This is a genomic window from Microbacterium arborescens (assembly GCF_049707515.1).
Lineage (GTDB): Bacteria > Actinomycetota > Actinomycetes > Actinomycetales > Microbacteriaceae > Microbacterium > Microbacterium arborescens_B.
In genome coordinates this window covers 308,429-335,098 of record NZ_JBNAFI010000001.1, presented here as the reverse complement: position 1 = coordinate 335,098, position 26,670 = coordinate 308,429, and the positions used below count along the sequence as shown (strand labels likewise).

Below are 26,670 nucleotides of genomic sequence, written 5' to 3'. Positions count from 1 at the left end.
GGGGCCACGCGCGAGCTCAGCCGGTGAGGAAGCGTGAGACCCGGGCGAGCGCCGCGTCGATGGCGGATGCCGCGACCGACGGGTCTGTGACGAGCGCGGTGCCGGGTGGCAGATGGTGCCGCCCGAGGGCGACGGAGTGGCGCCAGGTGCCGATGACCCGGCCACGCGAGACCAGGATCGGCGCGACCTGACCGTTCATGGTCGGGCCGATCCGCGACGCGAGGGCGGGGTCGCAGACGGTCGTCCGGTCGGCGTAGGAGAGGAAGTATTCGTCGAAAGCGGGGAGCGCGACGACATCCCGGCTGTCACGGCCGGGAGCCGCGCCGGAGGTGGGAGCCGACGCACCGGGCTCGCCATCCGGTGCCGCGAACAGTCCGGCATCCATCTCGACGACCCGGTCACCAGCCGCTTCGGCCGCACGTCGCGACATCCCGAGCGGCAGGCCCGCCCACCACCGGAAGTCCTCGATGCGCGCGGGTCCGTGCGAGCGGATGTAGCTCACGAACATCTCGGCGAGCGGATCGTCGGGCATCCGCCCCGACGGCAGCTCGTCCAGGGCGACGAGGTACTGATCGCGGGTCGGCCCGCCCTCGCGCGGCACCACCGGGCCGAAGGCGAGCACCCCGCGAACGGCGAGCGCCGAGAGGATGTGGTTGCCGCGCGAGCGTTCAATCTCGATGCCGGCGCCGCGCAGGAGGTCGGCGAACTCGTCTCGCGTGAGCCGGTTCCCACCGCGGAGCGCGTGTCGGGCGGCGCGCTCAGCCGTCGCCAGCACCGCATCGTCGACCGCGAGTCCACGCAGGATGCCGGCTGCCGCGCGCTGCTGCCGGTCGGCGGTCACCGCGAGCATCCCGGCGAGGTCGGCCGAACGCACGATGTGCAGGGTGCCGCGCTGGGTCCACGAGCGCACGAGCGTGCCGTCCTCGAACGCGGCGTCCACCGCGCGCAGCGCGGGCTCGCCGTCGGTGCGCGCGGCCAGCGCCCATCGGCCGGACCAGAACTCCTGCGCCTGTACCGCGAGCATGTGAGCGGCGGCCTCGCCGATCGACGACGCGGGTTCACTCAGCAGGTGAGAGCGCAGCCGCTGCGCCGCGATCACCCCAGCTCCCCCACCATCTGCCACGCCGCCGATCCTGCCCGATCCCGCCCCCGCGGGTCCACTTCCCGCGAGGTCCCACTTGGGCCGGGTAAGCGCGGCTCATACCCGGCCCAAGTGGGACGTCGCAGGGTTGGGGCTCCGCAGCCGCGCGGGCCGTAACACGGCGACCCGCGCGCCCCGCGGCATCCGGGGCGGGAGAGAATGGATTACAGCCGCCGGCGACAGCACGCCGATGCGCGGCATCCGCACCCGGAGGTTCCCGATGTCCCGCTCCCTCGTCCGCGCCGCCTCGCTCGGCGTCGCCGCTCTCGCGCTGGTCCTCTCCGGCTGCTCCTCCTCGCCCGCCCCCGCGGCCTCGGGCGACGCCGCGTCGGGTCCCGCCGCCGAGGATTACGTCACCCCGGGCAAGCTCACCATCGCCACGGGCGAGACCGCTTACGAGCCGTACTTCATCGATGACGACCCCGCGTCGGGCGAGGGCTTCGAGGCCGCCGTCGCCTACGCCGTCGCCGACAAGCTCGGCTTCGCGGCGGACGACGTCGAGTGGGTGCGCACGAGCTTCGAGGGCGCGATCGCCCCGGGGCCGAAGAGCTTCGACTTCAACGTCCAGCAGTACACGATCACCGACGAGCGCAAGCAGGGCGTCGACTTCTCGTCGCCGTACTACTCCGCGAGCCAGTCGATCGTCGCGATCGCGGGCGGCGCGGCCGACGGCGTCTCCGACCTCGCGGGCCTGAAGGATCTGACGATCGGCGCGATGGCCAACTCCACGAGCGCGCAGACGCTGGAGGAGGTCGCCCCCGACGCCGAGGCGCGGCTGTACAACTCCAACGAGGATGCCGTCGCCGCCCTCGGCGCCGGCCAGATCGATGCGATCGTGCTCGACACCCCCACCGCCTACCTCGCGGTGAACTTCTACATCGAGAACTCCTTCTTCGTCGGCGAGCTCCCGCAGGCGGGCATCGAGGACGAGTGGGGCCTGCTGCTCGCGAAGGACTCGCCGCTGACCGGCGCGGTGACGGCAGCCGTCGACGAGCTGCGCGAGGACGGCACCCTCGCCGAGTTCGAGGAGCAGTGGCTGTCGGGCCTCACGGAGGGCGTGACGCTCCTCCAGTGAGGGCGCGCTAGCGTCTATCCGTGACCACCTCCCCTCCGAGCGCGCTCGAACTCGAGCGCCGAGCATATCGGCGCGCCCGTGAACGCCGGTCGGTGCTGATCGCGGTCGCATCGACGCTCGCCTTCGCCGCCGTCGTCTGGGTGACGGTGATCAACACCGAGGGCTGGGCGACCGTCCAGAGGAGCTTCTTCGACCCCGCCATCGCCCTGCAGTCCCTCCCCGAGGTGTGGCAGGGATTCCTCATCAACCTGCGGGTGCTCGCCATCTCGGTGTTCACCGTCGCGGCCCTGGCCCTGCTGCTGGCCCTGCTGCGGACCCTCCGCGGGCCGGTGTTCTTCCCGCTGCGTCTGCTCGCGGCCGGCTACACCGATCTGTTCCGCGGGCTGCCGTTCGTCATCGTGCTGTACCTCGTCGGGTTCGGACTGCCGACCATCCTCGACACCCGCATCGATCCGGTGCTGCTGGGCGTGCTCGCGATCACCCTCACCTACTCCGCGTACGTCGCGGAAGTGGTGCGCGCGGGCATCGAGTCGGTGCATCCGTCGCAACGTCTCGCGGCCCGGGCGCTGGGGTTGAGCTACCCCCAGACGCTCCGCCGCGTCGTGCTGCCCCAGGCGCTGCGCAAGATGACCCCGCCGCTCATGAACGACTTCATCTCGATGCAGAAGGATGTCGGGCTGATCTCGATCCTCGCCGCGTTCGACGCGATAGCCGAGGCGCGGGGCGTCGTCGCGACGACCTACAACTTCACGCCCTACGTCGTGGCGGGTGTGCTGTTCGTGCTGCTCGCGATCCCGACGATCCGCCTGACCGACTGGTACACCGCGAGGCTGCGGCGACGCGAGCAGACGGGATCGATCCTGTGAGCGTGAACGAGCCCGGCACCGAGACCGAGACCGGCACCGTCGGCGACGTGCTGCGGGCCCGCGGCATCCGCAAGTCCTTCGGCGACAAGGAGGTGCTGCGCGGGGTCGATGTGTCGCTCGCCCAGCACGAGGTCGTCGCCCTCATCGGCGCGAGCGGATCGGGCAAGTCGACGCTGCTGCGGTGCCTCGGCCTGCTCGAGCCGATCGACGACGGGCAGATCCTGCTCGCCGGCGACGACATCTCCGATCCCCGGGTCGACGCGAACGCCGTGCGCGCGCGCCTCGGGGCGGTGTTCCAGAGCTACAACCTGTTCCCCCACCTCTCGGTGCTCGACAACGTCACCCTGGCCTCCCGCGTCGTGCACCGGGTTCCGCGGCGCGAGGCCGAGTCGCGCGCCCGCGACCTGCTCGGGCGCATCGGACTGGCCGACAAGGCGGGCGAGCACCCCGACCGGCTCTCGGGCGGGCAGCAGCAACGCGCCGCCATCATCCGCGCGATCGCGACCGATCCCGAGGTGCTGCTCCTCGACGAGATCACCTCGGCCCTCGATCCCGAGCTCGTCGGCGAGGTGCTCGAACTCGTGCGCGATCTGGCCGTCGGCGGATCGACGATCCTGATGGCAACGCACGAGATGGCGTTCGCCCGGGATGTCGCCGACCGCGTCGTCTTCCTCGATCAGGGCACGATCGTTGAGGAGGGCCGGCCCGCGGAGGTCTTCGGCGCTCCGCGCGAGCCTCGCACCCGGGCCTTCCTCGCCCGCTTCCTCCCCTGACCCGGCCTCACGCTCGTCCGCCGCTCCATGACGCGGGGCCCGTCGGGCCGGCATCCGCAGCTCGTGGCGAGCCGGCGGGGTCTGGGCTCAGGCGCTCGCGCGCTCGGCCGCCTCGACGACGTTGGTCATCAGCAGGGCGACCGTCATGGGGCCGACGCCGCCGGGGTTCGGCGACAGGAAGCCGGCGACCTCGGCCACATCCGGAGCGATGTCGCCATAGACCTTCGACTTGCCGGTCTCGGGGTCGGTCTCGCGCGTGACGCCCACGTCGAGCACCGCGGCGCCGGGCTTGACGTCCGCGGCGGTCACGAGGTGCTTCACGCCGGCGGCACCCACGATCACGTCCGCCTCGCGCAGGTGCGCGCCGAGGTCGGCGGTGCCGGTGTGGGTGAGGGTCACCGTGGCGTTGATCTCGCGGCGGGTCAGCAGCAGACCGATGGAGCGGCCGATGGTCACCCCGCGGCCGACCACGACGACGTTCTTGCCCGCAAGGTCATACCCGTTGCGCTTCAGCAGCTCGATGACGGCGCGCGGCGTGCACGGCAGCGGCGTCGTGATCGGGTCGTTGACATTGAGAACGAGGCGCCCGAGGTTGACGGGGTGCAGGCCGTCGGCATCCTTCGCGGGATCGATGCGCTCGAGGATGCGGTCGGTGTCGAGGTGCTTCGGCAGCGGCAGCTGCACGATGTAGCCGTGGCACGTCGGGTCGGCGTTGAGGCGGTCGATGACCTCCTCGACCTCGGCCTGCGTCGACTCGGCCGGCAGCTCGACCTGGATCGAGTTCATGCCGATCGCCTCGGACTCGCGGTGCTTCATCCCGACGTACAGCTGGGATGCCGGGTCGGCGCCGACGAGCACGGTCGCGATGCCGGGGGTCACGCCCCGCGCGCGCAGCGCCGCGACGCGCTCAGCCAGTTCGGTCTTGATCGCGGCGGCGGTGGCCCGCCCGTCGAGCTTCTGCGCGGTCATGTCGTTCTCCGTTTCGGGGTGCCGCGCCCGCCGGCCCGCGAGACCCCTGTTTCGCCCCGAGACGGTGGGTTCAACCCAGGCTCTCGGCGCGAAACTGAGGTCTCGCGGGTCACGGGCAAGCGGGCGGGCGGGTTACTGCTGCAGGCCGGGGTAGAGCGGGAAGGCGTCGGCGAGGGTGGCCACGCGGGCGCGCAGGGCCTCGAGGTCGGCGCCGGGCTGCAGCGCGAGCGCGATGATGTCGGCCACCTCGGTGAACTCCGCGTCGCCGAAGCCGCGCGTCGCGAGGGCGGGCGTGCCGATGCGCAGGCCCGACGTGACCATCGGCGGGCGCGGGTCGTTGGGCACCGCGTTGCGGTTGACGGTGATGCGGATCTCGTGGAGGAGGTCTTCGGCCTGCTTGCCGTCGAGCTCGGCGTCGCGCAGGTCGACGAGCACGAGGTGCACGTCGGTGCCGCCCGAGCGGACGGCGATGCCGGCACCGGCGACATCCTGCTGCGTCAGGCGCTCGGCGATGATCGAAGCGCCGCGGACGGTGCGTTCCTGGCGCTCCTTGAACTCCGGGGTCGCCGCGAGCTTGAACGCCGTCGCCTTCGCAGCGATGACGTGCATGAGCGGTCCGCCCTGCTGGCCGGGGAAGACGGCGGTGTTGATCTTCTTCGCGAGGTCGGCGTCGTTGGTGAGGATGATGCCCGAGCGCGGGCCGCCGATCGTCTTGTGCACCGTCGACGACACGACGTGGGCGTGCGGCACGGGCGAGGGGTGCACACCGGCGGCCACGAGACCGGCGAAGTGCGCCATGTCGACCCAGAGGTACGCGCCCACCTCGTCGGCGATCGCGCGGAACGCTGCGAAGTCGAGCTGACGGGGGTAGGCCGACCAGCCGGCGATGATGACCTTCGGCTTGTGCTCGAGGGCGAGCCGGCGCACCTCGTCCATGTCGATGAGCGAGGTCTCGGGGTTCACGCCGTAGGCGACGATGTCGTAGAGGCGGCCCGAGAAGTTGATCTTCATGCCGTGGGTGAGGTGGCCGCCGTGGTCGAGCGAGAGGCCGAGCAGCGTGTCGCCGGGGCGGGCGATCGCGTGCAGCACGGCCGCGTTGGCCGTGGCGCCGGAGTGCGGCTGGACGTTCGCGAAGCCCGCGCCGAAGAGCGACTTGGCCCGTTCGATCGCGAGCTCCTCGGCGACGTCGACCTCTTCGCAGCCGCCGTAGTAGCGGCGTCCGGGGTACCCCTCGGCGTACTTGTTCGTGAGCACCGAGCCCTGCGACTGCAGCACCGAGACGGGGACGAAGTTCTCCGAGGCGATCATCTCGAGGTAGCCGCGCTGGCGGTCGAGCTCGCGCTCGAGAACCTGCGCGATCTCGGGGTCGACCTCGGCGAGCGGGGCGTTGAAGTACGAATCGGTCATGACGATCTCCAGACGACGGCTTTCGGGACGGATTTCACAAGCAGAGAAGATTCCGCATCGGCCCAGGCGTGCGGTCGAATGCCGTGTCGGTCGCTCCCCGGTGGTGGCCCACCTCAACGCCAGTCGCGACGCGTCCGAGCATAACCGATGCCACGCTGGTACGCTGGCTCGACAGATTTGTTAGGTGTCCTTACAGATGGGTGCGCGATGACGTCCCTACCGCTGGTCCCGCTGCCGTCCTCCGTCATCTCCGACGACGGGGCGCCGTTCCGGTTGACGGATGCGGTCGCTCTGACGGGCGACGCGGATGCCGCGGGCGTCCTGCACCGGCTCGTGCTGACCCGAACCGGCATCCGCCTCCGCACGTCCGGGCCGAGCGGATCGGCCGTCGCCGATCAGCCCGCCGGCCTCATCGATCTCGCCGTCGACGGCGAAGGCCCCGCCGAGTCGTACCGCCTCATCATCGAGGACCGACGCATCACGATCCGGGGCGGCGACGCCGCCGGTCTCTTCTACGGCCTCCAGACCCTCGGTCAGCTCATCGCGGGCTCACCCGAGGGCTGGGTGGTTCCGGCCGTCCGCATCGACGACGAGCCGCGCTTCGCATACCGCGGCGTCATGCTCGATGTCGCCCGCCACTTCCACGACGCGGCGACGGTCACCGCCTACCTCGAGCGCGCGGCCAGCCTGAAGTTCAACGTGCTCCACCTGCACCTGAGCGACGATCAGGGGTGGCGCCTCGAGCTCACGCGCCGGCCCGAGCTCACCGCTCGCGCGTCGGCCGGCGCCGTGGGCGGCGACGCGGGCGGCTTCCTCTCGCAGGCCGATTACCGAGCGGTCATCGAGCACGCCGCGGCCCACCACATGATCGTCGTGCCGGAGTTCGACATGCCCGGCCACACGCACGCCGTCGGCTTGGCCTATCCGGAGGTCGCCGCTCCGCCGGCGCTCGACGGGTGGGATGCCGCCGGCGGCGCCGTTCCCGCCGCCGGCGAGGCCTACACGGGGATGGGCGTCGGCTTCTCATCGCTGCGCATCGGCGCACCCGAGACCGACGCCTTCGTCGACGACGTGCTGAGCGAGCTGGCCGAGCTCACGCCCGGCCCGTACCTGCATTTCGGCGGCGACGAGGCACACGGCACTCCCGCCGACGCGTTCGCCGCGTTCGTCGCACGCACCTCCCGCGTCATCGCGGGGCTCGGCAAGATCCCGATCGCCTGGCACGAGGGCGGAGCCGCGGCAGATCTCGCCCCGGGCACGGTCGGGCAGTACTGGGGCCTGGTGTCACCGACCGACGGTGCCGACGACCGGGCTCGAGCGTTCGTGGCGCGCGGCGGCCGCGTCATCCTCTCCCCCGCCGATGCCGTCTATCTCGACATGAAGCCGGATGCCGCGGCGCCGCTCGGTCTGACCTGGGCCGGCGGGCCGACGAGCCTCGAGCGCGCCTACTCGTGGGAGCCGAGCGAGGTGGTGAGCGGCCTGGCGGACTCCGACATCCTCGGCGTGGAGGCCCCGCTGTGGACCGAGACCGTGCGCGATCTCGACGACATCGACGCGCTCGCGTTCCCCCGCATCGCCGCGGCGGCCGAAGCCGCCTGGTCGCCGCGGGTCGGCGCAGCTGCGGACCGCACCTGGGAGTCGTTCCGGACGCGGGTCGGCGGGCTCGGACCGCTGTGGACGACTCTCGGCATCCGTTTCCCGGCCTCGCCGGAGGTGTCGTGGACACGCTGAGCCGCGTCATCCATTCCGCCCGCCTCATCGACGGCGGGCACGAGATCGCCGACTCGTGGCTCGTCGTCCGCGCCGGCCGGGTCACCGCGCGCGGCACCGGTGACTCGTGGCGCGACGCCCTCGCCGTGGCACCCGTCGATGAGGTCATCGACGCACAGGCCGTCGGTGGGCCGCGAGCGGTCATCACGCCCGGCTTCATCGACATCCACGGTCACGGCGGGGGCGGGGCCGCTTACGACGACGGCGCCGAGGCGATCCGCGCCGCCCGCGAGCTCCATCGCGCGCACGGCACGACCCGCGCGGTGATCTCGCTCGTGACGGCGTCGGTCGACGACCTCGCCCACCGCGTCGCCGCCATCGCGGATCTGACCGAGTCGGATGCCACGGTGCTCGGTTCGCACCTCGAGGGACCGTTCCTCGATCCGGGGCATCACGGTGCGCATGATCCCGCGCTTCTCGCCCGCCCGGACCCCGACGCGGTGGCGCGCCTGCTCGAGGCCGGCCGCGGGACCGTCCGCCAGGTGACGATCGCACCCGAGCTGCCCGGCGCCACCGCGGCGATCGAGCGGATCGTCGACGCGGGCGCTGCCGCCGCCGTCGGGCACACCGACGCCGACGCCGACGCCGCGCGAAGCGCTTTCGACGCGGGCGCGACGATCCTGACCCACGCCTTCAACGCCATGCCCGGCCTCCACCATCGGGCCCCCGGCCCGATCGGCGCCGCCGCGGCCGACCCCCGCGTGATCCTCGAGGTCATCGCCGACGGCGTGCACCTCGCGCCGGAAGTCGTGCGCATCGCTTTCGCCGCCGCGCCCGGGCGCATCGCGCTCGTCACCGATGCGATGGCCGCCGCGGGCTCAGCCGACGGCGACTACGTGCTCGGCGCGCTCGCGGTGCGGGTCGAGGGCGCCGTCGCGCGGCTCGCCGACGGAACGATCGCCGGGTCGACCCTGACCCAGGATGCCGCCCTGCGGACGGCCGTCGCCGCCGGGGTTCCGCTGACCGAAGCGGTCGTGGCTCTGACCAGCACCCCGGCGCGCGCGATCGGCCGTCACGACCTCGGCTCGCTCGCGGTCGGGAGCACCGCCGATGTCGTGCTCCTCGGCGCCGACCTGCACGTGCGCCGGGTTTGGACCGGCCGGGTCTGAGGTGTCGGCCGCCCGCGACGGACGAGCGCCGACGCCGTGCGAGCCGGGCAGCGGTCGAGAGGCGACGCCTAGAATCGAGGCATGTCCGAACTGCCGAACGTCCGTCCTGCCCGACCCGAGGCGCCGCAGCAGGCGGCCGGCACGCGGCGGGCTCTTTCGGTGGTCGAGCTGCTCGCCTTCGCGTGCCAGCTGTTCGCGTTCGCGACTTTCGCCATCTGGGGTTTCGCCGCGTGGGACTTCCCGCTCAACCTCGTCGCGGGCATCGGCGCCCCGGTCGCCGCGATCCTCCTGTGGGCGCTGTTCGTGTCGCCGCGAGCCGTGCTGATCGTCCATCCCTTCGTGCGAGCGCTCGTCGAACTGTTCGTCTACGCCTCGGCCACCATCGCCTGGTGGAGCATGGGCCACGCGTGGATCGGTCTCGTCTTCGGCATCGTGGCCGTGACCTGCGGCCTCATCGCGGGCCGTCGGCGCCTGGCATGACCGCCTCTGACATGACAGCGCCTGACATGACAGCGCCTGGCATGACAGCGCCCGACATGCCGGTGCCCGGCCTCACCGGGGCAGACGTCGTCGCGCAGCTCGTCGCCGAATTGGGTGATCTCGTCGACGTCTCGGACGCCGGCCGTGAGTCCGTCCGCGCCGACAAGTCCGGCCATGCCGCCTCCGGGTCGGCCCTCGCCGTCGTCCACGCCCGTTCGACCGCGGACGTCCAGGCCACCATGCGCATCGCCTCGGCAACGGGCACCCCGGTCGTGCCCCGGGGCGCCGGCACCGGGCTCGCCGGCGGGGCCAACACCGGGGCGGGCGAGATCGGCCTCTCGCTGCGGTCGATGGACCGCATCCTCGAGATCCATCCCGACGACCTCATCGCCGTCGTCGAGCCCGGCATCCTCAACGCCGAACTCAACGCGGCCCTCGCCGAGCACGGACTGTGGTGGGCACCCGACCCGGCGAGCCGCGACATCTCCACCGTCGGCGGCAACATCGCCACCGGCGCGGGAGGCCTGCTGTGCGCCAAGTACGGTGTCGTCCGCGACGCCGTCCTGGGGGTGGACCTCGTCCTCGCCGACGGGACTTTCATGCGCCTCGGTCACCGCACCGTGAAAGGCGTCACGGGACTCGACCTCACCTCGCTCGTCATCGGGTCCGAGGGCATCCTCGGCGTCGTCGTGGCCGCGACCCTGAAGCTCCGCCGGCTCGTGCCCGGCCACGCCCGCACGATGGCCGCCACCTTCCACGACGTCCGCTCCGCCGCGGTCGCCGCTTCGGGCGTCACGGCCGCCGGCATCCAGCCCGCGATCATGGAGCTGATGGATGCCACCTCGCTCGCCGCCGCGCACCGCCTCCTCGGGCTGCCCGCGCCGACGCCCGGTGCCTCGCAGCTCACGGTGCAGACCGACGGGCCCGCCGCGACCGCCGAGGCCGAGGCGATCGCTGCGGTGCTCGCCGCGGCCGGTGGGACGGTGCGCCTCGCCGCCGACGACGCCGAGGCCCAGCAGCTGTGGACGGTCCGGCGGTCGATGCATCCGGCCATGGAGACCCTCGGAACGGCCCTCATCGAAGACGTCTCGGTCCCCCGCAGCGCACTTCCGGCCATGTTCGACGAGATCGCCCGTATCGAGGCGCGGTTCGGGCTCACGATCCCGACCGTCTGCCACGCGGGCGACGGCAACCTGCATCCGAACTTCATCTTCGAGGGCACCGAGGTGCCGGGCGTCATCTGGGAGGCGGCCGAAGACCTCTTCCAGTCGGCACTCCGGCTCGGGGGGACGCTGACGGGCGAGCACGGCGTCGGCATCCTCAAGCGACGGTGGCTGGCCGACGAGCTCGGCGCCGACCAGTGGGAACTGCAGCGCCGCATCGCCCGCGCCTTCGACCCCGCCGGCATCCTGAACCCGGGCAAGGTGTTCGCCCCGGTGACCGGGGATGCCGCTCCCGTCCGCGAGGTGCGCGTGAGCGCGGCGGTCGTCACCGACGGCGCCGGGCGGACGCTCCTGGTCCGAAAGCGCGGCACGGAACGGTTCATGGCACCCGGCGGCAAGCCGGAGCCGGGCGAATCCGCCGCGGCCGCTCTCGTCCGCGAGCTGCACGAGGAGCTCGGCGTCGTCGTCGCCGAGTCGGACCTGACCTACCTCGGCCGTTTCGAGTCCGACGCCGCGAACGAGCCGGGGTTCCGCGTCATCGCGGAGGCCTTCGCGACCGTCCTCGACCCCGGATCGGTCAGCGCCGCGGCCGAGATCGCCGAGGCGCGCTGGCTGACCGCCGACGAGGCGGCCGCGCTGCCCTTGGCTCCCCTGAGCACCGAGCATCTGCTCCCGCTCGCCTGGGCCTGACCTGACGCGACCGTCGGGTCAGCTCGCCTCCCCCGGCTCTCGGATCACCGGGCTGCGGGCGACTCGGCACCCTGCCATGCCTCGATCGGCGGAGCACCCGCCGGTTCGGGCTCGGCGTGGGCCGCCAGGGCGGCACCCAGGGCCCCGACGGGGATGCCCGCTGGCACGAGCTCGACGCGCTCGTCGAGATGGAGCGACCGCAGGAACGGCGACGCCTTCGCCGAGGCCGCGAGCGCGGTACGCACGGGAACGAGCAACCGGCCCGCGAGCGCCGCGATCCCACCGCCGAGCACGACCGCGTCGACGTCGGTCGTGAGCACGAGCAGCCGCACCGCGGCGACGACGCCGCGCACGAGGCCGGCCCGGAGCTCCTCGGCGCGCACATCTCCCGCATCCGCCGCATCGAACACCGCCGCCACGGGAAGCGGGTGCTGGCGCCCCCACCGTTCGGCGACGGCTCCCCCGCCGGCGAGCGCCTCGATGCACCCCCGCTGCCCGCACCGGCAGAGCGGACCGTTCGGGTCGACCGGCACATGCCCGATCTCTCCGGCAGCGCCGCGGGCGCCGCGCCGCAGCCCGGACTCGTCCACGATGCCCGCTGCTATGCCGGTGCCGAGGTTGAGGTAGGCGAGCGAGCCGCCACCGCCCCGGAGCGCCCGCGCACCCACGGCCGCGTAGCGGACGTCGTTGTCGATCGCGGGCGGGATGCCGAGGCGTTGTGTGAGGGCCCCGGCGAGATCGTACCGCTCGATGCCGAGGTTCAGGGCGTGCTCGACGACGCCGCTGTCGGGGAGGATCTGTCCCGGAACGCCGACCCCGACCGACACCGTCGAGGCCCGCCCCGCCGGGCCTGCGCGGCCCGCGAGGTCGGCGACGACCGCGGCGACGCCATCGGCGACGGCATCCCCGCCCCACCCGGTCGGGCGGCGCAGCCGTGCGACCTCGCGACCGCTGTCGTCGACGGCCACGGCGAGGATCTTGGTGCCGCCTACGTCGACTCCGATGCGCAGCGTCATCCCTTCACGGCCCCCGACACGAGCCCGCCCGACATCCGTCCCTGCACAATGAGGAAGAAGATGACGACGGGGATCGAGATGAGCGTGGATGCCGCCATGACCGCGCCCCAGTTCGTGGCGGCGGTCGCGGACTGGAACGACAGCAGCCACGGCGGGAGCGTCAGGTTGTAGCCCTTCATGAGCAGCAGCGCCATCGTGAACTCGTTCCACGACTGGATGAAGGCGAAGATGCCGGTCGCGACGAGCCCCGGGGCGAGCAGGGGGAAGGTGACCTTCCAGAACGCCTGGGTGCGGGTGCAGCCGTCGATCATGGCGGCCTCTTCGAGGTCGGCGGGGACGCCCGCGACGAACCCGCGGAGAGTCCAGATCGTGAACGGGATGACGGCGGCGACGTAGACGATGCCGAGGCCGATGAGGGTGTTCATCAGGCGCCAGTCGTCGATCATGCCGTAGATGGTGAACATCATGGCCTCGCCCGGGATCATCTGCACGATGAGCACGGCGACGATGAACGAGCGCCGGCCGCGGAACCGGATGCGGGCGACGGCGATCGAGGCGAGGAAGGCGAGGACGAGGGTGACCACGAGCACACCCACGGTCACGAGGGTCGACGACAGCAGGCCGTGCACGAAGTCCGTCTGCCCGGGGGCGGCCTCACGCGTCCAGGCGGTGGCGTAATTGCCGAGCGTGAAGTCGAACGGGAGGAAGCTCGGGGTTCGGCTGATGATGCTCTCGCCGCGGGTGAACGACATGTTCAGCATCCAGTAGACGGGGAACGCCGAGCAGGCGAACACGACGAGGGCGGCCAGGTTCAGCCCGACGCGCGAGAGCACGCGCCCGCGCGGCGGTCGGCGCACGGCGAGCGAGCGGGGGCGGGGACGCTTGGCGTCGCCCACCTCGCCGATGACGTCGTCGACGCCGATCGTGCCGAGCTGGGTCGCCGGGGTGACCTGGGTGCTCACAGCTCCTCCTCCTTGAGAGTGGTGCGGATGTAACCCCACGACAGGGTGAGGAGGAGGATGACCATGAGCACGCCGATCGCGCTCGTCACGCCGAACTCGCCCGGCCCCTGCCGGAAGATGTAGGTGCCGAGCACGTTCGTCTCGGAGATCAGACCGCCCCGCTGCTGCAGCGCGTACACCTGCGTGAAGATGCGCAGGTTCCAGATCACCTGCAGCACCACAACCACCGTCACGACGCTGCGCAGGTACGGGAACACGACGAGACGGAAGCGCTGCCACCCCACCGCGCCGTCGAGGGATGCCGCCTCGAGCACCTCGGCGGGAACCTGGCCGAGCGCGGCGTACAGGGTGAAGGCGGCGAAGGGCACTCCCTGCCAGACCACGATCACCGTCAGCACGAAGAAGAACGACCACGGATTCGCCAGCCACGAGTGGTTGGTCCAGTCGCTCGACCCGGTCACGGTGTTGAGGGCCCAGTTGACGATGCCGTACTGCGAGTCGAAGATCCACCCCCACACGGTCGTCGCCGCGAGCGGCGGCATCGCCCACGCCAACAGGAGGCCGAGCGAGACGAGAACGCGCCACCCTCGCCGGAGCCGCGTCATGAGCACCGCGATGAGCGCACCGAGCCCGACGATCAGCACGGTCATGACGACCATCAGACCGAGGCTGCGGACGAGCACCGCCGGGAAGTCGGACTGTGTGAAGACCTGGATGTAGTTCTCGAGCCCGACGAAATCGGGGAGGGTTCCCTGGACCTTGTTGCGGATGGCGTAGTCGGTGAACGACTGCACGAGCATCAGGACGGCCGGGTAGCCGACCATCACCCCGAGGATGATGAGCGACGGGCCCAGCAGGGTCAGCGCACTGCCGCTGTCGCGCCGACGGCGCGACCGGTCGCGCGCCGTCTCGGCCGGACGGGCGGCCCGATCCGCCCGCGGGCGCTTTCGGGTGAGGACGTCTGTCATCGTCCTGTCCTCTCTGCGATCGTCGTGGGACGCGGAGCCGGGCCCGCGTCCCACAACGCCCGACTACTTGTTGAGGATCGCCTCGATCTGGCCGTCGAGTTCCGTTGCGATCGCCGTGACGTCGCCGCCCTGCGCGATCTTGACCAGCGCGTCCTTGATCACACCGGAGGACTCGACCTCCGACCAGTTCGGGCTCGCCGGCACGGCCTTCGACGACGCGACGGCCTTGGCGGCCTCGGCCGTGATCTCGTCGTCGGGCAGGAACTCCGCGAACGAGGTCAGCGCGGGGATCAAGCCGTTCTCGGCGAGGATCTTCTGGTAGCCCTCCGAGAGGATGATCTTCAGCGCAGCCTCCGCCTTGTCGGGCGCATCGGACTTCGCAGCGACGGCGATGTTCGAGCCTCCCGCGAACACGGGCGCGACCTCGCCGGCGGTCATGCCGGGAAGAGCGAACGCCTTGAGGTCGGCGCCGGCGGTCTCCGGGCAGCCGGGAGCCTTGGCGTCGTCGGCGGGCGCGAGGATCGACCACTTCACCCAGGCCGGAGCCGAGAGGAATCCGACCTCACCCGCGCAGAACGGCACCTGCGGATCGGTCTCGTCGGCGTCGGCCGGTGCGATCGTGGCGTTCTCGTACACGTCCTGCAGCATCTCGAGACCGGCGACACCGCCCGAGCTGGAGAACCCGCCCTTCCAGGTGTCGCCGTCCTGGGTCGCGATCTCGCCACCGTTCGCCCAGACGTAGGGCAGCGCGTTGTACCAGTCCTTGCCGGGTGCATAGATCCCCGACTTCGTGGCGGTGGTCGCCGCGATGCCTGCGGCGACGTACTCCTCGAGGGTCGTCGGCACCTCGCCGCTGTACGACGACGGCGAGTAGAACACGATGCGCGAGCCCGCGTAGTACGGCGCCGCGTAGAGCGTGCCGTCCGCCGAGCCGAGCTCGACGAAGCTCTGCAGGAGCTCGTCGCCGCCGAGGTCCGCTTCGAGGTCCGAGATGTCGGCGAACAGCCCCTGGTCGATGAAGCCGGGCGACTGCGTGTTGCCGACCTCGACCAGGTCGGGGGCGTCGTTCGACGACAGCGCGGCGACGTAGTTGTCGGCGGTGTCGGCCCAGGTCTTCTCCTCGATCGTCAGCGTCCAGCCCTCGTTCTCGGCTTCGAACGTCTTCTTGAGGTAGTCACGGGCATCCTGGGGCGTATCGGTGCCCACCAGCCATACGGTCAGGTCTCCGGTCTCGGCGCTCTGTCCCGCGTCGCCGCTCGCGCAACCGGCGAGCAGCAGGGCGGAGACACCGAGGAGCGACAGTGCTCCGAGGCTCTTCTTCATGATGATTCCTTCTTCTCTGTGTCGACGAGTCGGATGGCTCGCCCGGGTGTGGAGCTGATGGTGCCGGTGGAACTGTGTGGAGCTGTGGAGCTGTGGAGCTTCCGTCAGGAGACGCCGAGGCGTCCCGACAGGACCATGACGGCCGCACCGCGCAGGACGATGTCCTGGCCCTGCTCCGTCATCCGCACCTGCAGCTCGTCATGGAAGGTGGCGAGCGTGCGGGTGCGCACCGTCTCGGCTGCGGCGCCCGCGAGCGTGCCGTCGAGAAGTTCCGTAGGGCCGGAAAGGACGACCTCCGACAGGTCGAGGGCGCCGACGATCGGCGCGAGGGCGATGCCGAGACGCTCTCCCGCGTCGCGCAGCAGCCCGTCGCGATCGCCCGCGTTGCCGGCATCGATACGGGCGGAGAGCGAGGGGACCGAGATCCACGCCTCGAGGCATCCCACCTTTCCGCACGCGCAGTCGGGGCCGCCGTCGGTACCCACCGTCACGTGCCCGATCTCGCCGGCTGCCGAACGCGCTCCGCGCAGCGGCTCGCCGCCGGTCAGGAGTCCGGCACCGACGCCGCGTCCGACCTTGACGAGGATGATGTCGTCGCCGGCGCCGCCGAAGGTGTGCTCGGCGAGCACAGCCGCGTTCGCATCGTTGGCGACGAGCACCGGCACGCCGAGCGCGTCGCCCAGGATGCCGGCGAGGTCGAGGCCCTCCCACCCGAGACCCGGCGCCGCGAGGACGACCCCCGCATCGTCGACGACACCGGGAGTGCCCACTCCCACGCCGAGCACCGGTGCGTGCGCGTCGGCCATGAGCGTGCGCGCGAGGCCGATGACCGCCGAGAGGATGTCCTCGCGTGCGGCCGGCACGTCACTCTCGTGACGCGCGACGATCTCGCCGTCGAGGGTCAGCACCGCGCCGACGAAGCTGTCGTTGCCCGACAGGTCGAGGCCGACGATGCGGTGGCCGCCGCGGTCGAGGTCGACGAGCATCGCCGGCTTGCCGGGACCGGCGGCCTCGCGCATCCCCTGCTCGGCGACGAAACCGTCGGTGATGAGCTCGGCGACGAGGTCGGAGATCGTGACCCGCGTCAGGCCCGTCTCGCGCGCGAGGTCGGCCCGGCTCATCGCTCCGCCGTGGAACAGGCTCTGCAGGACGAGGGCGCGATTGTGCGCCCGGGCGTGCTCGGGCAGGATCTTCGCCCCGGGTCGCCGAGTGCGCGTCGTGCGCCGCGGGGCGTGGGTCTCCGTGCTCGTCATGTTTGTTAGTAGACCTTACGAATAGGTCGGCCACAAGATCTGGTCACGGATTTGCTAGTGATGTTTACAAACTCGTTACACCGCGTCGGCCGGCAGCCGTCGATGTCAAGGGGAAGGTCGACGTCCGGCTCCTCCGTAGGGTGGAGGGGCCATCGCACCGAGGAGATCACCATGAACCGTCGCCTGACCACGCTCGCCGTCACCGCCGTCGCGCTCTTCGCGCTGACCGGATGCACCGGCGTCGGCGAACCCGCGGGGGGCGCATCGCCCACGAGCGAGCAGTCGGTCCAAGACGCCTGCACGCAGGTCAACGACGTGATGACAGAGGCCACTCAGGGCATTCAGGAGATCGATCCGTCCGACCCCGCCGCTGCGGCGGGCGCTCTCCGTACGATCGCGGACGGCATGGGCGAGGCGGCCGGCGCCGTGACGAACGAAGAGGTATCCGGCATCCTGCCCGACCTGCAGACGGCGTTCAGCTCGGCGGCCGAGTCGATGGAGGCCGTCGCCGCCGGCGACACCGACCGCGCGACCGAGCTCACCACCGCCCTCAGCGACGTCCAGGGCAGCATCGACACCTACACCGAGCTCTGCGGCGGAACGAACTGATCGGGCGACGCGATCCGATTCGCGTCGCCGGATAACGCTCTGGTTTCACTCAGGCCGATCTCCGACCGGCGTCGCGTACCATAACACCGAGTGCGCTGTGACGCGCAGACGGGGGTACAGCGGTGACGGATGTCGCGTCGAAGCACGATCACGAGAGCACGGCCGAGCAGGTCGTGCCCTCGGCCGATGCCGGGCAGCGCGTCGAGTGGGCGCCGGCTGAGCCGGCTCGCAAGAAGCGACGACTCGGCCTCTGGATCGGCATCCCCGTCGGAGTCGTGGCCCTTGGCGCCGCGGCCGCATCGTTCTTCCTCATCGCCCCCGGCACCACGATCGGCGGCGTTCCCGTGGGCTTCCTGACGCCCGGCGCCGCGGCGACCGCGGTGCAGGATCGCCTCGATGCGACCGCGATCACGCTCGGCGACGGCGGACAGAGCGTCTCGGGCGCCGACCTCGGCGCCGAGGTCGACAGCACAGCCCTCGCGGCCTCGGCGTTCGACGCTCGCCCCGCGTGGAACGTCACGCAGTGGTTCGGCGACCCCATCGCCGCGCCCGTCTCGCTCGACGAGGAGGCCGCCACCACCGCCCTCCGCAGCGCCGCAGGCGATCTGTACGTCGAGCCCACCGCCGCCACGATCGCCTTCGACGGCTCCTCGTACGTCGTCTCCCCCGACGTCCCGGGTGCGGGTGTCGCCACCGAGACCGCCCGCGCGGGCCTGCAGAGCGCGTTCGATTCCGGCGAGACGAGCGCGGTCATCGACCCGCAGCTCACGCCGGTGTCCTCGCTGACGACGACCGCCGCCGCGGAGGAGACCGCAGCCTCGCTCAACGCCATGCTCGACGGAGTCGGGTTCTACGTCGGCGACGAGCGCACGGTGCCGATCGATCGCGCTGTCGCCGCGAGCTGGCTCAGCGTCGGCACGAAGGACGACGGCTCGTTCGAGATCACAGCCGACCCGGCCGCCATCCAGCCCATCGTCGACACCCTCCCGGGCCTCGTCGACCGCGCACCTGTCAACGGCGTCGTCTTCGCGAACGCGGCCGGCACGATCATCGACGATTCCGACGCCGGCCTCGACGGCCGCACGCTGACCACCACCGACGGCATCGCAGCCGGATTCGCCCAGCAGCTCGCAACCGGTGACGCCGCCTACCGACTCCCCGTCGACGTCGTTCCCGTCACGACCGAGACGATCACGCGTCTGCTCGAGGTCGACCTCGGCGAACAGCGTCTCTACCTCAAGGAGAACGGCGCCGTCGTCGACTCCTGGCTCGTCTCCACCGGCCGCCCCGGTGCGGACACGCAGACCGGCTACTACACGATCGGGTGGAAGACCCCCCTGCAGGACATGAAGGGCACGGCCGCCGACTCGGGCAAGAGCTACGTGCAGCCCGACGTGAAGTGGGCCATGTACTTCAACGGCGACCAGGCCTTCCACGGGGTCTACTGGCACAGCAACTGGGGCAACCGGATGAGCGCGGGATGCGTCGGCATGCCCGACTCGCGCGCAGCCCAGATCTACGAATGGGCCGTCGCGGGAACCGACGTCTACGTCCACGCCTGATTCCGACGGGCCCCGGCGGATCGTCCGATCAGTCGATGCGGCGGGGCGCGATGACCGTTAGCCTGTGACCATGGCTGACCTCCGAGTGGAAGAACTGTCGGCGTCGACGATCGTCGCGGTGAACAACCTGTCGCTGAAGCCCGGGCAGGAACGATTCGTCGTGCCCGAGAGCTACGCCATCGCCGCCACCGTGGTGGACCCCGCGACGTCGTGGCAGCGCGTCGTCCTCGACGGCGACGAGGTCGTCGGCTTCGTCAGCGCCGGTTTCGACCACGAGGCACCGCAGGAGCATTTCCGCTCGGTGCTGTGGCGCATCAACGTCGACGCGGACGATCAGGGCCGAGGCGTCGGCCGGTTCGCCGTCGAGAAGCTCGTCGACGAGGCGCGCTCCCGCGGCTTCGACTGCGTCAACGTGGTCTACGAGGCGGGCGAGGGCGGTCCCGAGGCCTTCTTCACCCGCGTCGGATTCACCCCGGTCGACGAGACCGAGTACGGCGAGGTCGTCGCCGAGATCCGTTTCTGACGGACCCGATCACACGCAGAACGCCCCGGACGCCGAAGCGACCGGGGCGTTCTGGCGTGTCGACGTCAGGTCAGAGGCCGTCGATGATGCCGTTCAGCGTCGCCGAGGGACGCATGACGGCGGCGACGAGCTCGGCGTCGGGACGGTAGTACCCGCCGATCTCGGCCGGCGACCCCTGCACCGCGACGAGCTCGTCGACGATGGTGCTCTCGTTCGCGGCGAGGGCCTCGGCGACGGGCGCGAAAGCCGCGGCGAGCTCGGTGTCGACCGTCTGCGCCGCCAGCTCCTGAGCCCAGTACAGCGCCAGGTAGAAGTGGCTGCCGCGGTTGTCGATGGTGCCGAGCGCACGACCCGGCGACTTGTCCTCTTCGAGGAACGTGCCCGTGGCCGCATCCAGCGTGTCGGCGAGGACCTTCGCGTGCGCGTTGCCCGTGTACTCGGCCAGGTGCTCGAACGAGGCGGCCAGGGCGAAGAACTCGCCCAGCGAGTCCCACCGCAGGTAGTTCTCCTCGACGAGCTGCTGCACGTGCTTGGGAGCCGATCCGCCCGCGCCGGTCTCGAACAGGCCACCGCCGGCGAGCAGGGGGACGATCGAGAGCATCTTGGCGCTCGTGCCGACCTCGAGGATCGGGAACAGGTCGGTGAGGTAGTCGCGAAGGACGTTGCCGGTCACCGAGATGGTGTCCTCGCCGCGGCGGATGCGCTCGAGCGAGTAGCGCGTCGCGTCGGCGGGCGCGAGGATCTCGATCGTGAGGCCCTCGGTGTCGTGGTCGGCGAGGTAGGTCTTCACCTTCGCGATGAGGTTCGCGTCGTGCGCGCGGTTCTCGTCGAGCCAGAACACGGCGGGCACGCCCGTCGCCCGCGCGCGGGTGACCGCGAGCTTGACCCAGTCGCGCACGGCGACATCCTTCGTCTGCGTCGCGCGCCAGATGTCGCCCGGCTGCACCTCGTGCGAGAGCAGCACCGAGCCCGACGCGTCGACGACCTCCACGGTGCCGGCCGCGGCGATCTCGAAGGTCTTGTCGTGCGAGCCGTACTCCTCGGCCGCCTGCGCCATGAGGCCGACGTTGGGGACCGACCCGATGGTGGCGGGGTCGAGCGGGCCGTGCTCGATGACGTCCTCGATCGTCGCCTGGTAGACGCCGGCGTAAGACGAGTCGGGGATGACGGCGATCGTGTCGTCCTCGCCGCCGTCGGCGCCCCACAGCTTGCCGCCGTTGCGGATCAGAGCGGGCATCGAGGCGTCGACGATGACGTCGGAGGGCACGTGCAGGTTCGTGATGCCCTTGTCGGAGTTGACGTACGACAGGCGCGGGCCGGACGCGATGGCGGCTTCGAAGGCCGCGCGGATCTCGTCGCCGTTCGCGAGCTGCGAGAGCCCCGCGAGGATGGCGCCGAGACCGTCGTTGGGGGTCAGCCCCGCCGCGGCGAGGTCGTCGCCGTAGCGCGCGAAGACGTCGGCGAAGAAGGCGCGCACCACGTGGCCGAAGATGATCGGGTCGCTGACCTTCATCATCGTGGCCTTCAGGTGCACCGAGTACAGGACGTTCTCCGAGGCCGCCTGCGCGACCGTGTCGGCGAGGAAGGCGTCGAGGGCTGCGGCCGAGAGGAAGGTCGCGTCGACCACCTCGCCGGGAAGGACCTTGAGGCCCGACTTGAGCTCGGTGACGGTGCCGTCCTGGCCCGTGAAACGGATCGAGAGCACGTCGTCGCCCTCGATGACCGTCGAGGTCTCGTTCGACTTGAAGTCGTCGTGCCCGAGGGTCGCGACGCGGGTCTTCGACCCGTCGGCGAACGGCTTGTTGCGGTGCGGGTGCTTGCGGGCGTAGTTCTTCACCGACAGCGGCGCGCGACGGTCGCTGTTGCCCTCGCGCAGGACCGGGTTGACGGCCGAACCCTTGATGCGGTCGTACCGAGCACGGACATCCTTGTCTTCGTCGTTCTGCGGCTCGTCCGGGTAGTTCGGGATGTCGTATCCCGCAGCCTGCAGCTCGGCGACGGCCGCCTTCAACTGCGGGATGGAGGCCGAGATGTTCGGCAGCTTGATGATGTTGGCCTCGGGCAGCGTGGCCAGGCCGCCGAGCTCGGCGAGGGCGTCGCCCACCTGCTGCTCGGGGGTGAGGTTCTGCGGGAAGGCTGCGAGGATGCGGCCCGCGAGCGAGATGTCGCGGGTCTCGATGGCCACGCCGGCAGCACCGGCGAAGGCCTCGACGATGGGCAGGAAGGAGGCGGTGGCCAGTGCCGGCGCCTCGTCGGTGTACGTGTAGATGATGGTCGAGTCGGGCACGTGTCGTCTCTCCAAAAGCGCGTCGAGGGTCGGGTCTCAGCGTATCGCACGGGGCCAGATCTCTCGATGTCGAGATATCTCTCACGCCCGGAGGCTTCGCGCTAGGGTGAGCGCGTGCCGCGCTTCGATCTGCCGCTCGCCGAGCTCGAGAACTATCGCCCGACGGTGAGCGAACCCGATGACTTCGACGAGTTCTGGGCCGCGACGCTCGCCGGCTCGCGACAGGCGGGCGGCGAGGTGTCGGTGTCCGCGGCATCCGAGCTGTACTCCACCGTCGACGTGCACGACGTGACCTTCCCCGGTTACGGCGGCGAGCCGGTGAGGGCGTGGCTGATCCTCCCGGCACACCGCGAGGGGCCCCTGCCGGCCGTCGTGGAGTTCGTCGGGTACGGCGGCGGGCGCGGTCTTCCCAACGAACGCCTCGCGTGGGCCTCGGCCGGATACGCCTCGTTCGTCATGGACACCCGCGGTCAGGGCAGCGTGTGGGGAAGCGGCGGGGAGACTCCCGATCCGCACGGCTCCGGCCCGGCGGTGCCCGGCTTCCTCACCCGGGGCATCGACTCCCCCGAGACCTTCTACTACCGCCGCGTCTTCACCGACGCCGTCCGCGCCGTCGACGCCCTGCGCTCGCTTCCCGGGATCGACCCGTCCCGGATCGCCGTTACGGGGGGCAGCCAGGGTGGAGGCATCGCTCTCGCGGTAGCGGGGCTCAGCGACGGCCTCGTCGCCGTCATGCCCGACGTCCCCTTCCTCTGCCACTTCGCGCGGGCGATCGGCCTCACCGGCAGCGACCCGTACCAGGAGGTCGTCCGCTACCTCGCGGTGCACCGTGGCGCCGAGAACCGGGTCTTCGAGACGCTGTCGTACTTCGACGGCGTGAACTTCGCCCGCCGCGCCGATGCGCCGACGCTCTTCTCGGTCGGGCTGCTCGACCCGGTGTGCCCGCCGTCGACGGTCTATGCCGCGTTCAACTCCTATCGCGGCGCACGCAAGGAGATGTCGGTCTTCCCGTTCAACGAGCACGAGGGCGGGCAGGGGCACCAGTGGGAGGCCCAGGCGGCCTTTCTCCGCCGCGTGATCGAGGGCGGGGAGGCCCCGGCATGAGCGCCCGCGCCGTGCTCGCGATCGACGCCGGACAGAGCGGCATCAAGGTGCGCCTGCCACAGGGCGTCCGCGGCGACGACCTCGTGTTCGACGGCATCCGCACCGGCGAGCCCCTGCTCCCCCAGCTCGCAGCGGTGGTCGCCGAGACCGGCGCGCGCACCGGCGCACCGGTCGACACCGTCGCCGCCGGGATCTCGGGACTCACGGACGCGAACGCGGATGCCGAGGCGATGCTCGACCTCGTGCGCGACCTGGGCGTGCGCGACGTGCTGCTGGCGCACGACTCGACCACCTCGTTCCTCGGCGCGCTGGGCGACCGGGCGGGCGCGGTCGTGGCTGCCGGCACCGGTGTCGTCACCCTCGGGGTCGGGGCTGAGACGACCGCCCGCGTCGACGGGTGGGGCTGGATCATGGGCGACGCCGGCAGTGGGTACTGGATCGGGCGCGAGGCGCTGGATGCCGTGATGCGCGCGTACGACGGGCGCGGGCCCAGCACGACGCTGACGGCGGCGGCATCCGACCTCTGGCCCGACCTGTCGCAGGCCTACATGACCCTGCAGGCGGACCCCGATCGCGTGCGGATCGTCGCGAGCTTCGCGGCCGTCGTGGCGCGGGCCGCCGCAGCCGACGACGCCGTCGCGCGCGAGATCACGGCTCGGGCCTCGCACGAGCTCGCGCGCAGCGTGCGGGCGGCGATCGCGCAAGTGCGCACCGACGAGGAGACCTTCCCCGTCTGCGCGCTCGGCGGTGTGTTCGCGTCGCCGCTGCTGCACGCCGACTTCGTCGCCGACCTGCATGCCGGCGACGATTCGGTGCGGCTCGTCGACCCGGTCGGCGTCGGCATCGACGGCGTGGCGGCTCTCGCCGGCCTCACCGACGCGCACCCCCTCGGCGCGCTGGTCCACCGCGCCGGCATCGCGCGCTGACGACGCCCAGCACGCACCGTGGCGCTGAGCACGTACCGGTGACGGTGCGCCCTCGCGCGGGGCGTGCACCCTCGCGGCGCCGTGGCCTCCCGTTGCTTGGCGCGTTTGTTGACAAAGTCGACAAAAAGCTTGCGATCGCCGGATGAGCGGACGTACACTCACTGTCGAAACGCTTCGAGAATGAGCTCGGCGTTCTGATCCGCGATCGACGAAGAGGTGGACATGGCTCGCATCGACGAGGTGGCAGCAGCTGCCGGCGTGTCGATCTCGACCGTGTCGTACGCGCTCAGCGGCAAGCGTTCGATCTCCGCCGACACGCGCCGACGCGTCGAGGAGGCAGCGCGCGAGCTGGGCTACGAGCCTCACGCGGGCGCGCGGGCGCTGGCCGGACGCCGCACCCAGATCTTCGCCCTCACCGAGCCCCTCCGCGCCGACACGCACGCCCCCACCCACATGGCCTTCGTGCTGGCCGCGTCCGTGGCGGCGCGGCGCCGCGATTACGACATCCTCCTGCTGACCGACGAGGAAGCATCGAACGGGATGCGGCGGGTCGCGGCGAGCGACCTCGTCGACGCCATCCTCGTCCTCGACGTCGCCCCCGACGACGCTCGCGTCGAGATCGCCCGGTCCATCCGCATCCCGACCGTGTTCATCGGCATCCCCGACGACCACGCGGGCCTCGACTGCGTCGACCTCGACTTCGAGGCGGCCGCCGAGCTCGCCGTCGACCGCCTCGCCGATGCCGGCCACCGCAGCATCGCGATGATCGGGCAGAGCGAGATCGCCTACCGCGCGTCGAACTTCCCGCCGCGCGTGCGAGCGGCGGCTGCCGCTCGCGCCGCAGCTCGCGGCGTCCGTCACTCGTTCGCGGCGGCGGGCGCGACGGCCACCGAACCGGGCGTCGTCCGCGCCGCGACGGCGAGCGCGCTCGATGAGGGAGCGACGGCGTTCGCGCTTCACGCGGCCGAGGACGCTCACGAGGTCGTCCTCGAGACCATCGCCGAGCGCGGGCTCGTCGTCGGCCGCGACGTCTCGCTCGTCTCCGTGGCATCGGTCTTCGACGCCACCCGACTGTCGACGCCGCTCGACACGATCCCCCTGGTGCCGGCGGTGTCCTGCGACGCCGCCGTCGACCTCGCCATCGCGCGCCTGCAAGACGCCAGCCGCGCTCCCGTCCTCCACCTGATCCCGCCGGAGTACCGCGCGGCGGGATCCGTCGCCCCCGTTCCCGCCTGACGGCCCGCACGGCGGCTGTTCTCTCACGCCCATTGTCGAAGCGCTTCGACGATGGCGAGGATCCGTTCATCCTTCCGAACCACCCACCCGAAGTACCGACCGTCCTGGTCACCGAGAAAGGAGTGCCAACGATGGCACGCACGACACGACGCGCCGCAACCCTCTCCGCGGTCGCGGCCCTCTCCGCCGCCGGCCTGGCCCTGACGGGCTGCAGCAACGGCGGCGGCGACGCCGCCGGGGGCGACGGCGACACCCTCCGCCTGTGGCACTACGAGAGCGCCGACAGCGCGATGGGCAAGGCTTGGGACGAGGCGATCCGCATCTTCGAGGAGGAGACCGGCGCGACCGTCGAGTTCGAGGAGAAGTCCTTCGAGCAGATCCAGAAGACCGCGAGCCAGGTGCTCGACACCGACGCGGCGCCCGACCTCATGGAGTTCAACAAGGGCAACGCCACCGCCGGCTTCCTCGCCAGCACCGGGCTCATCTCCGACATCTCCGACGCCGTCGACGAGTACGGCTGGGCCGACAAGCTGGCGCCGTCGCTGCAAACCACCGCGAAGTACGACGAGGACGGCGTCATGGGCGGCGACGCCTGGTACGGCATCCCGAACTACGGGGAGTTCGTCGGCGTCTACTACAACCTCGACATGTTCGAGGAAGCGGGCCTGGCGGTTCCCACCACGTACGACGAGTTCGTCAGCGTCCTCGACGCCTTCGTCGCCCGGGGCGTGACCCCGCTCGCCGAGGCCGGGGCCGAGTATCCGCTCGGTCAGCTCTGGTACCAGCTCGCGCTGTCGCAGGCCGACCGGTCGTTCGTCGACGACTACCAGCTCTACGAGAACCCCGTCGACTGGTCGGGCCCCGAGGTCACCTACGCGACCGAGACCCTCGCCGAGTACGTCGACAAGGGCTACATCGCGAAGGACGTCTCCTCCGTCGTCGCCGAGGATGCGGGCGTCTCGTTCATCAACGGCACCTCGCCGATCTTCGTGTCGGGCTCGTGGTGGTACGGCCGCTTCGTCACCGAGGCGACCGGCTTCGACTGGTCGTTGGAAGCCTTCCCCGAGTCGCAGCTCTCGCTCGGCTCGTCGGGCAACCTGTGGGTCGTCCCCGCCAACGCCGCGAACGCGGACCTCGCCTACGAGTTCATCGACATCACGATGCGCCCCGAGATCCAGGCGATCATCGGCAACAACGGCGGCGTGCCGGTCGCGGCCGACGCGGCCGACATCACCGACGAGAAGAGCGCCGCGCTCATCGAGACCTTCAACGGGATCCTCGACGACGACGGCCTCTCGTTCTACCCCGACTGGCCCGCGCCCGGCTTCTACGACGTCCTCGTGCAGGAGCTGCAGGGTCTCGTGACCGGCGCCCAGGATGCCGCGACCACCGCGACGAACCTCGGCGAGCAGTACGACGAAGGCACGGCGGACTACCGCTGATCCGCCCGGGAGGGGC

23 protein-coding genes, 1 pseudogene and 1 riboswitch are annotated in these 26,670 nt (G+C 71.3%); of the genes and pseudogenes, 15 read left to right on the top strand and 9 right to left on the bottom strand.

Annotation, left to right across the window (positions count from 1 at the left end; all coding sequences use genetic code 11):
- Positions 1 to 16: 16 nt before the first annotated feature.
- Positions 17 to 1,123, bottom strand: coding sequence for a winged helix DNA-binding domain-containing protein (locus ACPYN5_RS01400; RefSeq protein WP_424447197.1), 1,107 nt, complete (start codon positions 1,121 to 1,123; stop codon positions 17 to 19).
- A gap of 238 nt (positions 1,124 to 1,361) precedes the next feature.
- Here ACPYN5_RS01400 and ACPYN5_RS01395 point away from each other — a divergent pair, with 238 nt between their 5' ends.
- Genes ACPYN5_RS01395 through ACPYN5_RS01385 form a run of 3 tightly spaced genes read left to right on the top strand, consistent with a single transcriptional unit; the run spans position 1,362 to position 3,855 of the window.
- Positions 1,362 to 2,216, top strand: coding sequence for an ABC transporter substrate-binding protein (locus ACPYN5_RS01395; RefSeq protein WP_424447196.1), 855 nt, complete (start codon positions 1,362 to 1,364; stop codon positions 2,214 to 2,216).
- 20 nt (positions 2,217 to 2,236) lie between these two features.
- A complete protein-coding gene (locus ACPYN5_RS01390) occupies positions 2,237 to 3,082 on the top strand; it encodes an amino acid ABC transporter permease (protein WP_424447195.1) in 846 nt (281 codons plus the stop codon).
- Between the two features lie 2 nt (positions 3,083 to 3,084).
- The gene (locus ACPYN5_RS01385; RefSeq protein ID WP_424447194.1) at positions 3,085 to 3,855 is read left to right on the top strand and encodes an amino acid ABC transporter ATP-binding protein; all 771 of its coding nucleotides are present in this window, start codon (positions 3,085 to 3,087) and stop codon (positions 3,853 to 3,855) included.
- Between the two features lie 87 nt (positions 3,856 to 3,942).
- Here the strand turns inward: ACPYN5_RS01385 and ACPYN5_RS01380 are convergent, their stop codons facing one another.
- Both ACPYN5_RS01380 and glyA read right to left on the bottom strand, forming a co-directional pair.
- Positions 3,943 to 4,824, bottom strand: coding sequence for a bifunctional methylenetetrahydrofolate dehydrogenase/methenyltetrahydrofolate cyclohydrolase (locus ACPYN5_RS01380; protein WP_424447193.1), 882 nt, complete (start codon positions 4,822 to 4,824; stop codon positions 3,943 to 3,945).
- A 132-nt stretch (positions 4,825 to 4,956) separates the two neighbouring features.
- The gene (gene glyA, locus ACPYN5_RS01375) at positions 4,957 to 6,231 is read right to left on the bottom strand and encodes a serine hydroxymethyltransferase (RefSeq protein ID WP_424447192.1); all 1,275 of its coding nucleotides are present in this window, start codon (positions 6,229 to 6,231) and stop codon (positions 4,957 to 4,959) included.
- 53 nt (positions 6,232 to 6,284) lie between these two features.
- Positions 6,285 to 6,368, bottom strand: a riboswitch (ZMP/ZTP riboswitch).
- Between the two features lie 70 nt (positions 6,369 to 6,438).
- Here glyA and ACPYN5_RS01370 point away from each other — a divergent pair.
- The 5 genes and pseudogenes from ACPYN5_RS01370 (at position 6,439) to ACPYN5_RS01350 (ending at position 11,443) form a co-directional block, all read left to right on the top strand.
- Positions 6,439 to 7,962 (top strand): family 20 glycosylhydrolase, encoded by a 1,524-nt coding sequence (locus tag ACPYN5_RS01370; protein ID WP_424447191.1) that lies wholly within the window; start codon positions 6,439 to 6,441, stop codon positions 7,960 to 7,962.
- A complete protein-coding gene (gene nagA / locus ACPYN5_RS01365) occupies positions 7,959 to 9,110 on the top strand; it encodes an N-acetylglucosamine-6-phosphate deacetylase (protein ID WP_424447669.1) in 1,152 nt (383 codons plus the stop codon). The genes ACPYN5_RS01370 and nagA overlap by 4 nt, the downstream gene beginning before the upstream one ends.
- 81 nt (positions 9,111 to 9,191) lie before the next feature.
- Positions 9,192 to 9,590: a YrdB family protein gene (locus ACPYN5_RS01360; RefSeq protein ID WP_424447190.1), complete on the top strand. Its 399-nt coding sequence runs from the start codon at positions 9,192 to 9,194 to the stop codon at positions 9,588 to 9,590.
- 56 nt (positions 9,591 to 9,646) lie between these two features.
- A pseudogene (locus ACPYN5_RS01355) lies at positions 9,647 to 11,026 on the top strand (FAD-binding oxidoreductase); the annotation flags it as partial.
- Positions 11,015 to 11,443: an NUDIX hydrolase gene (locus ACPYN5_RS01350; protein WP_424447668.1), complete on the top strand. Its 429-nt coding sequence runs from the start codon at positions 11,015 to 11,017 to the stop codon at positions 11,441 to 11,443. The pseudogene ACPYN5_RS01355 and the gene ACPYN5_RS01350, both read left to right, overlap by 12 nt.
- Positions 11,444 to 11,487: 44 nt before the next feature.
- Here ACPYN5_RS01350 and ACPYN5_RS01345 read toward each other — a convergent pair whose 3' ends face one another.
- From ACPYN5_RS01345 to ACPYN5_RS01325, 5 genes are all read right to left on the bottom strand, one after another.
- Entirely contained in the window at positions 11,488 to 12,453 is a 966-nt protein-coding gene (locus ACPYN5_RS01345) for an ROK family protein (RefSeq protein ID WP_424447667.1), read from the bottom strand.
- 2 nt (positions 12,454 to 12,455) lie between these two features.
- Positions 12,456 to 13,421, bottom strand: coding sequence for a carbohydrate ABC transporter permease (locus ACPYN5_RS01340; RefSeq protein ID WP_424447189.1), 966 nt, complete (start codon positions 13,419 to 13,421; stop codon positions 12,456 to 12,458).
- Complete coding sequence (locus tag ACPYN5_RS01335) at positions 13,418 to 14,389, bottom strand: carbohydrate ABC transporter permease (protein ID WP_424447188.1); 972 nt, start codon at positions 14,387 to 14,389, stop codon at positions 13,418 to 13,420. The genes ACPYN5_RS01340 and ACPYN5_RS01335 overlap by 4 nt, the downstream gene beginning before the upstream one ends.
- A gap of 63 nt (positions 14,390 to 14,452) precedes the next feature.
- Positions 14,453 to 15,712, bottom strand: a complete 1,260-nt coding sequence (locus ACPYN5_RS01330) for a sugar ABC transporter substrate-binding protein (protein ID WP_424447187.1) — start codon at positions 15,710 to 15,712, stop codon at positions 14,453 to 14,455.
- A 104-nt stretch (positions 15,713 to 15,816) separates the two neighbouring features.
- Positions 15,817 to 16,965, bottom strand: a complete 1,149-nt coding sequence (locus ACPYN5_RS01325) for an ROK family transcriptional regulator (protein ID WP_424447186.1) — start codon at positions 16,963 to 16,965, stop codon at positions 15,817 to 15,819.
- Positions 16,966 to 17,136: 171 nt separating this feature from the next.
- On the opposite strand from ACPYN5_RS01325, the gene ACPYN5_RS01320 reads away from it, so the two are divergent.
- The 3 genes from ACPYN5_RS01320 (at position 17,137) to ACPYN5_RS01310 (ending at position 19,659) form a co-directional block, all read left to right on the top strand.
- Positions 17,137 to 17,574, top strand: coding sequence for a hypothetical protein (locus ACPYN5_RS01320; protein WP_424447185.1), 438 nt, complete (start codon positions 17,137 to 17,139; stop codon positions 17,572 to 17,574).
- A gap of 122 nt (positions 17,575 to 17,696) precedes the next feature.
- The gene (locus tag ACPYN5_RS01315; RefSeq protein WP_424447184.1) at positions 17,697 to 19,136 is read left to right on the top strand and encodes a L,D-transpeptidase family protein; all 1,440 of its coding nucleotides are present in this window, start codon (positions 17,697 to 17,699) and stop codon (positions 19,134 to 19,136) included.
- Between the two features lie 70 nt (positions 19,137 to 19,206).
- Complete coding sequence (locus ACPYN5_RS01310) at positions 19,207 to 19,659, top strand: GNAT family N-acetyltransferase (protein ID WP_424447183.1); 453 nt, start codon at positions 19,207 to 19,209, stop codon at positions 19,657 to 19,659.
- A gap of 70 nt (positions 19,660 to 19,729) precedes the next feature.
- On the opposite strand, the gene ACPYN5_RS01305 is transcribed toward ACPYN5_RS01310, so the two are convergent.
- Positions 19,730 to 21,946, bottom strand: coding sequence for an NADP-dependent isocitrate dehydrogenase (locus ACPYN5_RS01305; protein WP_424447182.1), 2,217 nt, complete (start codon positions 21,944 to 21,946; stop codon positions 19,730 to 19,732).
- Between the two features lie 114 nt (positions 21,947 to 22,060).
- Between ACPYN5_RS01305 and ACPYN5_RS01300 the strand changes: the two genes are divergently transcribed.
- From ACPYN5_RS01300 to ACPYN5_RS01285, 4 genes are all read left to right on the top strand, one after another.
- Complete coding sequence (locus ACPYN5_RS01300) at positions 22,061 to 23,050, top strand: acetylxylan esterase (RefSeq protein WP_424447181.1); 990 nt, start codon at positions 22,061 to 22,063, stop codon at positions 23,048 to 23,050.
- A complete protein-coding gene (locus ACPYN5_RS01295; protein ID WP_424447180.1) occupies positions 23,047 to 23,976 on the top strand; it encodes an N-acetylglucosamine kinase in 930 nt (309 codons plus the stop codon). Before ACPYN5_RS01300 ends, ACPYN5_RS01295 begins: the two co-directional genes overlap by 4 nt.
- 222 nt (positions 23,977 to 24,198) lie before the next feature.
- Positions 24,199 to 25,212 carry a LacI family DNA-binding transcriptional regulator gene (locus ACPYN5_RS01290; RefSeq protein WP_424447179.1) on the top strand — a complete coding sequence of 338 codons (1,014 nt, stop codon included), beginning with the start codon at positions 24,199 to 24,201 and terminating at the stop codon, positions 25,210 to 25,212.
- Between the two features lie 131 nt (positions 25,213 to 25,343).
- Entirely contained in the window at positions 25,344 to 26,654 is a 1,311-nt protein-coding gene (locus ACPYN5_RS01285; RefSeq protein ID WP_424447178.1) for an ABC transporter substrate-binding protein, read from the top strand.
- Positions 26,655 to 26,670 lie beyond the last annotated feature (16 nt).

What these genes read in the sequence shown, in the direction of transcription:
- ACPYN5_RS01395 (WP_424447196.1), top strand. Translation starts at nt 1,362, where the DNA reads ATGTCCCGCTCCCTCGTCCGCGCCGCCTCGCTCGGCGTCGCCGCTCTC.
- ACPYN5_RS01380 (WP_424447193.1), bottom strand. Translation starts at nt 4,824, where the DNA reads ATGACCGCGCAGAAGCTCGACGGGCGGGCCACCGCCGCCGCGATCAAG.
- glyA (WP_424447192.1), bottom strand. Translation starts at nt 6,231, where the DNA reads ATGACCGATTCGTACTTCAACGCCCCGCTCGCCGAGGTCGACCCCGAG.
- ACPYN5_RS01370 (WP_424447191.1), top strand. Translation starts at nt 6,439, where the DNA reads ATGACGTCCCTACCGCTGGTCCCGCTGCCGTCCTCCGTCATCTCCGAC.
- ACPYN5_RS01360 (WP_424447190.1), top strand. Translation starts at nt 9,192, where the DNA reads ATGTCCGAACTGCCGAACGTCCGTCCTGCCCGACCCGAGGCGCCGCAG.
- ACPYN5_RS01335 (WP_424447188.1), bottom strand. Translation starts at nt 14,389, where the DNA reads ATGACAGACGTCCTCACCCGAAAGCGCCCGCGGGCGGATCGGGCCGCC.
- ACPYN5_RS01330 (WP_424447187.1), bottom strand. Translation starts at nt 15,712, where the DNA reads ATGAAGAAGAGCCTCGGAGCACTGTCGCTCCTCGGTGTCTCCGCCCTG.
- ACPYN5_RS01325 (WP_424447186.1), bottom strand. Translation starts at nt 16,965, where the DNA reads ATGACGAGCACGGAGACCCACGCCCCGCGGCGCACGACGCGCACTCGG.
- ACPYN5_RS01320 (WP_424447185.1), top strand. Translation starts at nt 17,137, where the DNA reads ATGAACCGTCGCCTGACCACGCTCGCCGTCACCGCCGTCGCGCTCTTC.
- ACPYN5_RS01310 (WP_424447183.1), top strand. Translation starts at nt 19,207, where the DNA reads ATGGCTGACCTCCGAGTGGAAGAACTGTCGGCGTCGACGATCGTCGCG.
- ACPYN5_RS01295 (WP_424447180.1), top strand. Translation starts at nt 23,047, where the DNA reads ATGAGCGCCCGCGCCGTGCTCGCGATCGACGCCGGACAGAGCGGCATC.
- ACPYN5_RS01290 (WP_424447179.1), top strand. Translation starts at nt 24,199, where the DNA reads ATGGCTCGCATCGACGAGGTGGCAGCAGCTGCCGGCGTGTCGATCTCG.
- ACPYN5_RS01285 (WP_424447178.1), top strand. Translation starts at nt 25,344, where the DNA reads ATGGCACGCACGACACGACGCGCCGCAACCCTCTCCGCGGTCGCGGCC.